At 38.3% G+C, this 12,057-nt stretch carries 13 protein-coding genes and 1 other annotated feature; of the genes, 11 read left to right on the plus strand and 2 right to left on the minus strand.

The window, feature by feature from the left end; all coding sequences use genetic code 11:
* The first annotated feature begins 24 nt into the window (after positions 1-24).
* The 7 genes from ytxC (at position 25) to ACFQIC_RS06855 (ending at position 5,664) form a co-directional block, all read left to right on the plus strand.
* The gene (gene ytxC / locus ACFQIC_RS06825) at positions 25-939 is read left to right on the plus strand and encodes a sporulation protein YtxC (RefSeq protein ID WP_390217003.1); all 915 of its coding nucleotides are present in this window, start codon (positions 25-27) and stop codon (positions 937-939) included.
* Between the two features lie 326 nt (positions 940-1,265).
* Entirely contained in the window at positions 1,266-3,212 is a 1,947-nt protein-coding gene (gene thrS / locus ACFQIC_RS06830) for a threonine--tRNA ligase (RefSeq protein WP_204707330.1), read from the plus strand.
* Between the two features lie 158 nt (positions 3,213-3,370).
* Positions 3,371-3,494 (plus strand) — a sequence feature (ribosomal protein L20 leader region).
* An 81-nt stretch (positions 3,495-3,575) separates the two neighbouring features.
* Positions 3,576-4,079 (plus strand): translation initiation factor IF-3, encoded by a 504-nt coding sequence (gene infC, locus ACFQIC_RS06835; protein WP_390217015.1) that lies wholly within the window; start codon positions 3,576-3,578, stop codon positions 4,077-4,079.
* Between the two features lie 28 nt (positions 4,080-4,107).
* A complete protein-coding gene (rpmI, locus tag ACFQIC_RS06840) occupies positions 4,108-4,305 on the plus strand; it encodes a 50S ribosomal protein L35 (RefSeq protein ID WP_101844577.1) in 198 nt (65 codons plus the stop codon).
* A gap of 34 nt (positions 4,306-4,339) precedes the next feature.
* Positions 4,340-4,696 (plus strand): 50S ribosomal protein L20, encoded by a 357-nt coding sequence (gene rplT / locus ACFQIC_RS06845; RefSeq protein ID WP_204707328.1) that lies wholly within the window; start codon positions 4,340-4,342, stop codon positions 4,694-4,696.
* 77 nt (positions 4,697-4,773) lie between these two features.
* Positions 4,774-5,046 (plus strand): DUF1294 domain-containing protein, encoded by a 273-nt coding sequence (locus tag ACFQIC_RS06850; protein WP_204707326.1) that lies wholly within the window; start codon positions 4,774-4,776, stop codon positions 5,044-5,046.
* A gap of 45 nt (positions 5,047-5,091) precedes the next feature.
* A complete protein-coding gene (locus ACFQIC_RS06855; RefSeq protein ID WP_204707324.1) occupies positions 5,092-5,664 on the plus strand; it encodes a TVP38/TMEM64 family protein in 573 nt (190 codons plus the stop codon).
* Between the two features lie 1,563 nt (positions 5,665-7,227).
* Here the strand turns inward: ACFQIC_RS06855 and ACFQIC_RS06860 are convergent.
* Positions 7,228-7,647: a sigma-w pathway protein ysdB gene (locus ACFQIC_RS06860; RefSeq protein ID WP_390217004.1), complete on the minus strand. Its 420-nt coding sequence runs from the start codon at positions 7,645-7,647 to the stop codon at positions 7,228-7,230.
* Between the two features lie 108 nt (positions 7,648-7,755).
* Between ACFQIC_RS06860 and ACFQIC_RS06865 the strand changes: the two genes are divergently transcribed.
* Positions 7,756-8,238 carry a dUTP diphosphatase gene (locus ACFQIC_RS06865; protein ID WP_204707322.1) on the plus strand — a complete coding sequence of 161 codons (483 nt, stop codon included), beginning with the start codon at positions 7,756-7,758 and terminating at the stop codon, positions 8,236-8,238.
* Positions 8,239-8,320: 82 nt separating this feature from the next.
* Positions 8,321-9,406, plus strand: a complete 1,086-nt coding sequence (locus ACFQIC_RS06870) for a M42 family metallopeptidase (RefSeq protein ID WP_204707320.1) — start codon at positions 8,321-8,323, stop codon at positions 9,404-9,406.
* Between the two features lie 261 nt (positions 9,407-9,667).
* Here the strand turns inward: ACFQIC_RS06870 and sspI are convergent, their stop codons facing one another.
* Positions 9,668-9,877: a small acid-soluble spore protein SspI gene (gene sspI / locus ACFQIC_RS06875; RefSeq protein WP_204707317.1), complete on the minus strand. Its 210-nt coding sequence runs from the start codon at positions 9,875-9,877 to the stop codon at positions 9,668-9,670.
* Positions 9,878-9,969: 92 nt separating this feature from the next.
* Here sspI and ACFQIC_RS06880 point away from each other — a divergent pair, with 92 nt between their 5' ends.
* Positions 9,970-10,704 (plus strand): TrmH family RNA methyltransferase, encoded by a 735-nt coding sequence (locus ACFQIC_RS06880; protein WP_204707315.1) that lies wholly within the window; start codon positions 9,970-9,972, stop codon positions 10,702-10,704.
* A 316-nt stretch (positions 10,705-11,020) separates the two neighbouring features.
* Positions 11,021-12,055, plus strand: coding sequence for a phenylalanine--tRNA ligase subunit alpha (gene pheS / locus ACFQIC_RS06885; protein WP_204707313.1), 1,035 nt, complete (start codon positions 11,021-11,023; stop codon positions 12,053-12,055).
* The last annotated feature ends 2 nt before the right edge of the window (positions 12,056-12,057 follow it).

Below are 12,057 nucleotides of genomic sequence, written 5' to 3' on the forward strand. Positions count from 1 at the left end.
GCATGTTTTTCTCACACTTCACATATGTATAAAGTACAAGATGCTTTAAGACCATTTATCAAGGATAGGTGTTCAATAAAAAGCTTTACACGTAGTGGTGAGGAGGAAGTGATGTTGGTTTGTGTGCAATTTTCTAAACGGAAAGAAGCATTTACATTTTATCAATCTCTTTTTGACACCTGTTCGAGACAGGAGTTGTACGGGGAAATAAAAGAGGAAAAAAATAAGTGGAATGTTTACATTAATCAGGATCTAGATGTTTCGTTTTCAGAGATAAGCCAAGCTATACTAGAAATTATGTATAGCCGCAAACTTCATGGATGGATGGAGGGGATGCTTCGACATCGCTTTTACTATGACGATCCAAAAGAAATAGAACGGGTGATCCAGCTCTCTTCGAAGTTAAAAGAAAATCCACCAGATGGAATCTATCTTCCCCCTGTCGATTTAGAAGTTGAACGATTTGTGAGAAAGAAAGTTCTAGAATATTCATTTGCTGACTTTGATGAGCTTTCTGCAGCTTGTTTGGAGTATATTTATCATGATTTGCTGGAATTTACAGGGAAATTATTGGATGAATATAAATTAGAAGAGGCTCACCAGATGATGGTTGATTCTTGGAGACGTCGGGTGAAAAGTAAAGAGAGCTCCGTTCCGCTATTGCATGTTCTATATGAGGAAAAGATCAGGTATTTTTTCCCTGAAGGTAATGAGGTTGGACGAGCAGAGTTTGTTTGTTATTTAAAATCTCATCCTGATCCAATGATTCAAGGTCTACCCGAAGATTTAGGGATATTGCCTGCACTTATTTATTCACCAGATGAATTGATGATCTACTCTGATCAACAAGGAGAAGCTAAACTGGAACTTTTAATGAATATTTTTGAAGAAAAAGCAGTTTGGAAGCCTTTGTCGTTTTTTCCTTTTCTTAAAGCTTGATTTCTTTGTTGAATCTCGCTATAATACCTACATATTCAATAATTGGCTTAGATGAGGACGAAAACATAAAGTGACGCTTGATTAGAGAGAGGAGCCATCGGCTGAAAGCTTCTTCCTGACGACTTGGATGTTTACCACCTCGGAGCACTGTTTGTGAAAGGTAACTAGTAATAGACAGCGTTGGTCCGCGTTAAGGATGAATGAAGCCGCAATGTGAATTGTGGGAATGTATGGGTGGAACCGCGAGTGATAACGCTCGTCCCTTAGCTAACAAAGCTAGGGGACGAGCGTTTTTATTTTTATATATTAAAAAGGAGTGATCCAAGATGTCAGACGTAATAAACATTAAATTTCCTGATGGAAATAATAAAGAATTTTCAAACGGCGCTACAGGTGAAGAAATTGCACAATCCATTTCTCCGGGCTTAAGAAAACAAGCGTTAGCGATTAAGTTGGATGGAGTACCTTATGATCTTAGAAGGCCGATTGAACAAGATGGAGAGATTGAAATTTTAACTTATAAAAATTCTGAGGGGTTGGAAGTGCTTCGTCATTCAACTGCTCATTTGATGGCACAAGCGATTAAACGTCTTTACGGGGAAGTTAAGCTAGGTGTAGGCCCTGTCATCGAGAACGGATTTTATTACGACATTGATTTAGATGTCTCTCTTACTCCTGAAGATCTTCCTAAAATCGAAAAGGAAATGCAGCGAATCGTTGATGAAAATTTAGAAGTTGAGCGTATTGAATTATCTAGGGAAGAGGCTATTAATAAATACAAAGAGGTTGGGGACGACTTAAAGGTCGAACTAATTGAAGACATCCCTGAAGGACAAACGCTTACTATTTATAAGCAGGGTGAATTTTTTGATTTATGTCGTGGCGTCCATGTACCCCAAACGAGCAAGATTAAAATATTTAAACTTCTCAACATATCAGGTGCGTATTGGCGTGGAAACAGTGACAATAAAATGCTACAAAGAATTTATGGGACAGCTTTTGAAAAGCAACCTCAATTAGATGAGTACTTGCATATGCTTGAGGAAGCTAAGGAACGTGACCACCGCAAGCTAGGTAAGGAATTAGGGCTCTTTACAGTCAATCAAAAAGTGGGACAAGGACTTCCACTCTGGCTTCCAAAAGGGGCTACAATCCGTCGGAACATCGAGCGTTATATTGTCGATACGGAAGAGCGCTTAGGATATGATCATGTGTATACTCCTGTTTTAGGAAGTGTTGACCTCTATAAAACAAGTGGACATTGGGACCACTATAAAGATGATATGTTCCCAACTCTTGAAATGGACAATGAAGATTTAGTTCTTCGGCCAATGAACTGTCCACATCATATGATGGTTTATAAAAATGAGTTTTATAGCTATCGTAATCTTCCTGTTCGTATCGCGGAACTCGGTACAATGCATCGACACGAAATGTCAGGAGCGTTGGCTGGGTTACAAAGGGTTCGTGCGATGACTTTAAATGACGCACATATTTTTGCCCGTCCTGATCAATTAAAAGATGAATTTAAAAGAGTTGTTCGCCTTGTTCAAGAAGTTTATCGTGATTTTGGTATTAATGACTATTACTTCCGCTTATCTTATCGAGATCCAGCAGACAAAGAGAAATATGTGGACAATGACGATATGTGGGACAAGGCTCAAGCTATGCTTAAAGAAACAATGGAAGATATGGAACTTCCATATGTAGAAGCAGTGGGAGAAGCCGCTTTTTATGGTCCGAAGCTTGACGTTCAAGTGAAAACAGCACTTGGCAAAGATGAAACTCTTTCCACCGTACAACTTGACTTCCATTTACCAGAACGCTTTGATTTAACTTATGTCGGAGAAGACGGAAAAGATCATCGACCTGTGGTAATTCACCGTGGGGTTGTATCTACAATGGAACGTTTTGTTGCATTCTTAATCGAAGAGTATAAAGGAGCATTTCCTACTTGGTTAGCTCCTGTGCAGGCGAAGATTATTCCGGTATCAGCTGAAGTACACCTAGAATATGCGACAAAACTTAAAGATGAACTACGCGAAGCAGGCATTCGCGTAGAAGTGGACGAGCGTGACGAGAAAATCGGATATAAGATTCGCGAAACTCAGACTCAAAAAGTTCCTTTTGCTTTGGTTGTCGGAGATCGAGAAATTGAAGATCATGCAGTGAATGTTCGTCGCTACAGCGAGCAGAATTCTGAAACTAAGTCTGTAGAAACATTCATTAAAGAGATTCGTAACGAGATTGATCAGAAGCTTCTGAATAAATAGTAAAGAAAAAATTAGCAAATCTAGCCTTTTCTGATATTCTATTGATTTTTATTTTAAAATCATATATTATCTATAAAGTAGCCCAAAGACATTTTAGTTATGATTGACACAGACTAGTAAGCATGATAATATTGTTTAGGTAACTGAATGAACGGATCTTAGACAAGAAGAAGCACCCGCTTCTCACCTGATCGACGCGTAGAGCAGTTGGCAGGTTACTTTCCTTTGACTTTTATAGGAGACGTGTGGGTGCAAACTTTGTACCCACATTTTTTTTATGGAATCAAATCACTTGTCGATGACGGATCTTATATAAGGTTTTCTAAAATATTTTGGAGGTGGCTAGTTATTAGCAAGGATAACATAAACATTAATGAAAAAATTCGTGCACGTGAAGTACGCCTCATTGATGTAAACGGTGAACAGCTAGGTGTCAAAACGAAAAATGAAGCTCTTGATATTGCAGTAAATGCAAATCTTGATCTTGTTATGGTGGCCCCTAATGCGAAGCCTCCTGTCTGCCGGATCATGGATTACGGTAAATATCGTTATGAGCAGCAGAAGAAAGATAAAGAAGCTCGTAAGAACCAGACAACGATTAAGATTAAGGAAGTACGCCTAAGTCCTGGAATTGAAGAGCATGACTTTAATACGAAGTTACGTAATGCACGTAAATTCTTATCAAAAGGTGATAAAGTTAAAGCTGCTGTTCGTTTCCGCGGACGTGCGATTACTCACAAAGAACTTGGGCAAAAAGTTCTTGATCGTCTAGCTGAAGAATGCAAAGACGTTGCTACAATTGAGACCAAGCCTAAAATGGAAGGTCGTAATATGTTTATGATGCTTACTCCTGTAAATGAGAAGTAAGTGAAATTAGCTAAAGGAGGAATTTGTAATGCCTAAAATGAAAACCCACAAAGGTTCTCAAAAACGTTTCAAAAAAACAGGTAATGGAAAGGTGAAACGCTCTCACGCTTTCACAAGCCACTTGTTTGCTAATAAATCAACGAAGCAAAAGCGTAAGCTACGCAAAGCAACTTTCGTATCTGCGGGAGATTTCCGTCGTATTAAGCACATGCTTCCAAAAAAATAAATTAGAATAACGATTCATATAGGAGGGAATTCCAATGCCACGAGTAAAAGGTGGAACAGTGACACGTAAACGTCGTAATCGTGTCCTTAAACTAGCAAAAGGTTATTATGGTTCAAAGCACGCTCTATTTAAAACAGCAAAACAGCAAGTAATGAAGTCAGGTCAGTATGCTTATCGTGATCGTCGCCAGAAAAAACGTGATTTCCGTCAACTTTGGATTGCGCGTATTAATGCAGCGGCTCGTACGAATGATCTTTCTTACAGTCGTCTAATGCACGGGCTTAAGCTTGCTGGAGTTGAAATAAACCGTAAGATGCTTGCAGAACTTGCCGTATCCGATGAAGAAGGATTCGCAAGCCTTGCAAATCAGGCAAAATCAGCTCTTAAATAATACTCATCATTAAAGAAAGAAGCCATTTCCGATCGGTAGGAAATGGCTTCTTTCTTTAGAAATAGGAGAATTTTGTAATGGGAATTTATTCTTATTTGTTAATATATTTTATATTGATGAATTTCATATTGTTCTTGCTTATGGGATACGATAAACAACAGGCTAGAAGAAGTAGCAGTAGAATTAGCGAGAAAAACTTATGGACGTTTGCTATTATAGGTGGCTCGATCGGAGGAATGGTTGGCATGAAAGTATATCGTCATAAGACAAAGCATATATCCTTTAAGATGGGAATGCCTATCATAACCATAGTTCATCTGTCATTCCTCTACTTATTTACTAGGTTCTAACTTTTAAGCCACCTTCATATTCTGTAGGTAGGAGGTGCAAAAGGTATGGGTGAAGCATCATTTGCAATACTATCATGGATTGAGCATCAAGGCATATGGGCTCCGCTTTTATTTATTGCCATACATTTGCTACGTCCGTTCCTATTTTTGCCTGTCATGTTTTTATGTATTACAGGTGGATTACTCTTTGGGCCAATAGCTGGTACTGCCTATTCAGTAATTGGAACATTACTATCAAGCATTCTTTTTTACCGGATGATACGTATGGTTCCTTCAGTTTTTAAAAAGCTTCAAAGAATGTATGATCGATGGAATAAGAATCGATCAAAACTAACGGTTAAGCAAGTTGCTATCCTTCGTTTAATACCCTTTATACACTTTCACTTGCTTTCCTACTGTCTCATTCAAATTAGTTCGGATTTTAAAGACTATGCAAAATCATCGTTTTTAGCTAATTTACCTGTAGCGTTTGTTTATACGTCAGTGGGACAGTGGATTACTTTATTCTCTTTGCCCATGGTTATAGTGGCTTCAAGTGCACTTATTATACTTTGTTTTATGATTAGAAAAAAATCAGAAGTTTTTCTATGGAATGATTTTTTCCAAACAACGAATTAACTGCCTATACTTAGTTTTAAATAATCCTGTAATGTGGGAGAGAATATTCCAAAGCAGGTTCTATTACATGTAAATAGCAAATCAACAACAGTATAATTAGCACAAACACAAAAACGCTTGGATTTAAATCTAATTAGTTCGGTTTTGGAGTACAAAAAACATATTTAGAGGGAAAAATAGCAACAGAATTATCGAATCAATTAACATATTAAATAACATTACAATTGGTACAGAAAAACGCTTGGACATTTTAATATCCAAGCGTTTTTCTTTATATTTTCTTCTTCAACTAAAGCATCATTTACTTGAAGACTCAGCTTCGAGAGATGTTGTTTCCGTTATGGTTGAAAGCGTTTGGAGGTCCGGGAAATCACTCGCTTTCCATGGGCATGTGGCGAACTTCCTCGGGCTATCGCCCTGCGGGATCTCACCGATCATGTTCATCCCAGCTCTTACGCCTTATAAGGACGAAGGCTAAATCTAGTTCATCAATCCTATCGGGCGTTATCCAGCTCCAGCGCCTAGCGACTAGTGAGACTTCCCTCGCTTCTGTACGATAAGTCAACATCGAATCACGATGTTCTTCGTGTTTCCCTTATCTCCGACAGCTCAGTCCATACGCCGCTGACCAAGGCGCCTCCGCTTTTAAAAGTTGAGTCTCGCGATTTCCCGGACCTCCTTGCCATTGTGAGGCAAACGGAAACCTCAGTAACTGGTCCTTTAAATTTTAGGCTCTTCATAGAAGAGAGTTTGCAACTGGCACACTTGTTCCATACGGTGTAGCGAACACAGAAGACGACTCATGGCAGTAGGGCCGTTCATTAAAAGCAAAGGATGGGTGGCGGGTGGCTAGGAAACAGGGAGATTCCCAAGCCCCACCATTCGATGTGTGAGAAACGAACCCCTTTCCCAGAAGGACTATCTTCCACTATCCGTGTTCTATTGCAATGAACCTCTCTATATCAAGGATTTTAATAGGACCGATCGCTATCAAGATTTGCATGCAAACTTAGGAATGGCTGACTTTTCTTGAAGTGGTATCGAGACACTTATATGGTAAAGGGGCGGAGGGAAACGGTGAGACTCCTATGGGATGTACGGGACAGCTGAGACCCCACAGGACGAAGTCCGAGGAGGCTCAGCGCCCGTCCCATGGAAAGCGAGCCGTTTCCCGCAGCCCCAAAATTCAAACGAACATATCGAATTCAAGTCTTCAACATTATTGTTTCGTTTCAATATTCCTTTTGTTTTACCAAAATCAACATTACAAATTGCACCATAATTAGCCTAATATTTAGCACGTTGACTATAGCTATTGTCACTATGTTATTTGTGGTGTGATTTTGTATGCTAATTTATATGGTAAATACCGATAATCGTTGATATAACAAGGAATAATAAGAGACCAAATCATATGCGATTTGGTCTCTTCATTCGTATGTTATTTCATGTTTTGTACTCGAAAACTGAACCCGTTAATTTAAATCAAAGCGTTTTTTATGAGTGTAAAGTTTGAAAATGTGTTATTTCGTATGTTTTTCCAACGTGACGGAACCACTCAACTTAGTACAGCCCATTTTCATCCTCATCATTTATAGAGCGGATATTTAATCGGCTGATGGGATATTTCCATTCGATTTTTGCATAGGGATAGCTCATCAATACTTGCTCTTCTATAAAATAAAGATCATTTCTTTCGAACCCTTTGAGATTTTCAGGCTGTTGTGTGGATATATTAATTGTTAATACTTCGAATGCGTCTTCAGTTGCTCCTAAGTATTTTTCCCCTTCAAACATAAGTCCTTTATAAGTAATGAAAAAGTTCTGCTTTGTATTTTCTGGATCATCATAAAAATAAAATTCCTTTTTATCATGAGCTATATCTAATTTTCTTTGAGGATTTATATAAAATTTATAGGCCGTATAAATTAGAAAAGCGACGGCTACTAATAAAAGGGTACGTAATAATAGGATAATAATCATTGAGATCGTCTCCCTGCTTATCGATTAATACTTCATATACGTTTCTGAATGCCCTTTTGTTTCAAAAAATGATACATTTAATAAAGATAAATTTTGAGGAGTGGTTTTATGAATTGGCAGAATTTCTATCAAAGACAGGAACAATTGGACAAACATATCATGGAAACTCAAGGCTTGAAAAATGCGTCGGTCACAGATGAAAAGATTTTAGCATTATTAGTAGAAATAGGCGAACTTGCAAATGAAACCCGTTGTTTTAAGTTTTGGAGCACGAAAGCAGCGAGTCCAAAATCCGTTATTTTAGAAGAGTACGTAGATGGTTTGCACTTTATCTTATCCTTAGGACTTGATTTAAACTTCTATTATAATAGTGTCCCGATTAATGATCGGTTAGATCAAACAGAGGCCTTTCTTGATGTATTTACATCTATTGAAGATTTTAAACAAAACAAAAGCAACTCCGCTTATGATAAGTTATTTCACTCGTATATTAAATTAGGAAAATCCCTTGGTATTAGTGAAGAGGAATTGCAAGAGGCTTATCAAAAGAAAAATAATGTTAATTTTCAAAGACAGGATCAGGGCTATTAATAGGGAGTCACCCGTAAGTTTTGTTAATTTACAGGAAAAACTATATAATAAAAATAGAGATTAAAAGGAGGACAAGTTACATATGGCTAGAAAAGATGAAACACTACAAATGTTAAAAGATCTAACAGATGCTAAAGGAATTCCAGGTAATGAGCGAGAACCAAGAGAAGTAATGAGTCGTTATATTTCACCATTTGCTGATGAAGTTTATACCGATAATCTTGGAAGTCTTGTTGCAAAGAAAACAGGTAATAAGAAAGGTCCTAGAGTTATGGTGGCAGGCCACTTAGACGAAGTCGGCTTTATGGTTACTCGTATTGATGACAATGGTTATATTTATTTTCAACCAGTGGGTGGATGGTGGAGCCAAGTTATGTTGGCTCAGCGCGTGACGATTATGACTCGCAATGGTGACTTAACAGGTATTATTGGATCAAAACCTCCACATATTTTACCTGCAGATCAGCGCAAAAAAGCAGTAGATATTAAGGATATGTTTATTGATATTGGAGCTTCCAGCGAAGAAGAAGCCAAAGAGTTTGGTGTTACTCCAGGAGACTCCATCGTTCCTTATTTCGAGTTCACTCAGATGAAGAATGAAAAAATGATGCTAGCGAAAGCGTGGGATAATCGAATTGGTTGTGCGATTGCTATCGAAGTATTGAAGCGTCTCAAAGGTGAAAAACATCCAAATATTGTGTATGGTGTTGGAACTGTTCAAGAAGAGGTTGGGTTACGTGGTGCTCGTACCTCTGCAAATTTAATTAATCCTGATATTGCATTTGGTGTTGATGTAGGTATTGCTGGGGATACTCCAGGTGTATCAGATCGTGACGCATCATCTAAAATGGGAGAAGGTCCACAAATTATCCTTTATGATGCTTCGATGGTTTCACATAAAGGAGTACGTGACTTTGTAGTTGAAACGGCTGATGAAAACTCTATTCCTTATCAGTTTGCTACAATGGCTGGTGGTGGAACCGATTCAGGCTCAATTCACTTAAGCCATAACGGTGTACCATCGCTATCGATCACTGTAGCTACTCGTTACATTCATTCACATGCTGCAATGCTTCATCGTGATGATTTTGAAAATGCTGTAAACCTAATTGTTGAAGTGGTTAAAGGCTTAGATGATAAAAAAGTAAAAGAAATTACCTTTAATTAGGCTATGTTAAACGTTAGGAACAAGGAACGACTCGTTTTCTGGTGGTCGTCACGCTGAACTATTGATTGACTAAAAATAGTTGAAATCGAATATGCTGCAAAAATCTTAGTCGATGGAAGAAACCTTACAATTACTTATAATGAAGAAAGATTGATTGTATAATCGTTGTAATTTTTCCCAGCATCATGAAATCGATGATCCAAAACCAGTATTTAATTAAAATACAAAAAGCATCCCCTCAGGGATGCTTTTTGTATAAGTTTACTCAGCTAAGCTTTTTTCTAACGTGGATAGGATTTCCTGACGGTCTTGCTCATTTGATTCTTGCCAAAGTTTTTCGAAAAAAACACCAAGCCCGGGTAACATTTTCTCTTCCCCTTGCTGGAGAGCATCGTCAATGGTAGCTTGTAATTGGTCAGCGTTATGTCCGGTTACATTAGAAAGAATAGCCTGTCTTAAATTTAAGTTCATTGTTCTTTACCTCCATCTCTTTTCATTTAGTTTGACCAAATGTTCAAGAGCTATGTATGATGGATAGAAAAATACAATAAAAGAGGTTTAAAATGATTACATCTGTTACGAATAGTAAAGTGAAAGAGTGGAAAAAATTACAAAAGCGTAAGTATAGAGATAAGCTTGCCGAATTTTTAGTGGAAGGCGAGCATTTAGTCGAAGAAGCGCTACGTAGTGAATGGTTAGTAAAAGAAGTAATTATTCGAGAAAGTGCCTCATTTACTATTTCTGAAAATTTACCAGTTCATTATGTAAGTAGACAAGTCTTTGAAGAAATAGCTGAAACACAAACACCACAAGGCGTTGCAGCTATTGTACAGAAGAAAGATTCTTCTTATGAAGCCTCTCCATATACACTACTTATTGATGCCGTTCAAGACCCAGGCAATCTTGGAACATTAATTCGTACGGCGGACGCCGCTGGATTTGATCAAGTGATTATTGGAAAAGGATCTGTAGATGCTTTTAATGAAAAAGTGATTCGATCGACCCAAGGTTCATTATTCCATGTCCCGATTATCCAGGGTGAATTAGAAGATTATGCTGCGAAAATGAAAAACGCTGGTATTCTAATTTATGCAGCTACCCTTGAAGGAGCAAAGCCCTACAAGCAGTTTACTCCACAAGGCAAAGTAGGTCTTATCGTTGGAAACGAAGGGCAAGGGATTCGCAAAGAATTGCTACCTCATGCAGATGAAAATGTTTATATCCCTATATACGGTCAAGCTGAATCATTGAATGTTGCCATTGCAGCAGCAATTCTAATGTATCATTTCAAAGGATAGACTTGCATTACATCCTGACTTTCTCTATAATTATCAACAGTAATATAGGGAAAAGCGTAGAAAGAGCACAGTAAATGATTGCAACAGCGATTTAAGGAAGGAAATGCCTGAGACTGAAAGCATTTCTATCGTGGCAGTGATTGAAATTTCACTCTGGAGCTGACGCCTCGGCGTTCCGGATTTCGGTCCGTTATTTAATGATCTAAGTGGGCACATAGGTGTGTCAACAAGGGTGGTACCGCGAAGCGATTACACAAGTCTCGTCCCTTTTTATGGGGAGGAGGCTTTTTTTATTTTAATTTAAGGAGGAAATGGTATGAAGGAACGTTTGCAAGAATTGAAGGAAGAAGCATTAAAAAAAGTAAAACAAGCGGATGGAATTCAGCAACTAAAAGATGTACGAGTTAAATACTTAGGGAAAAAAGGGCCGATCACCGAAGTTTTGCGAGGGATGGGAAAATTATCAAATGAAGAACGACCGGTTATTGGACAACTTGCCAATGACGTACGAGAGGAAATTGCCAAAGGGATTGAAGAGAAACAAAACCGTCTTGAAGATGAAGCCTTAGAAGAACAATTGGAAGTAGAAAGTTTAGATGTGACATTGCCAGGGCGGCCTGTACAAGTTGGTGGTCCTCACCTATTAACAAGTATTGTAGAGGAAATTGAAGATCTTTTTATTGGCATGGGTTTTGAAATCAAAGAAGGCCCTGAAGTGGAAACAGATTACTATAATTTTGAAGCATTAAACTTACCAAAAGGTCACCCAGCTCGAGATATGCAGGATTCCTTTTACGTAACCGAAGAGTTACTACTTAGAACCCATACGTCCCCTGTTCAGGCAAGAACAATGGGATTAAAAAATGGGTCTGAACCGGTAAAAATGATTTGTCCTGGTAAAGTGTATCGTCGTGATACAGATGATGCGACGCACTCTCACCAGTTTACACAGATCGAAGGTTTACTTGTCGACAAAAATGTGCGAATGAGTGATTTAAAAGGAGTTCTTAATGCCTTTGCCAAGCAAATGTTTGGTGCAGAACGTGATATCCGTCTGCGTCCAAGTTTTTTCCCGTTTACTGAACCGTCAGTGGAAATGGATATTTCTTGTAAAATGTGTGATGGCCAAGGTTGCTCTGTTTGTAAAGGAACGGGCTGGATCGAAATTCTAGGCGCTGGTATGGTTCACCCGAACGTTCTGGAAATGGCTGGATACGATCCAAAAGAATATTCTGGTTTTGCCTTTGGCATGGGACCAGAACGAATTGCTATGTTGAAATATGGTATAGATGATATTCGTAACTTCTATATCAATGATCAAAGATTCTTAAAACAATACCATAAGGCGTAAGG

The organism is Halobacillus seohaensis (assembly GCF_042663045.1).
GTDB lineage: Bacteria > Bacillota > Bacilli > Bacillales > Halobacillaceae > Halobacillus_A > Halobacillus_A seohaensis.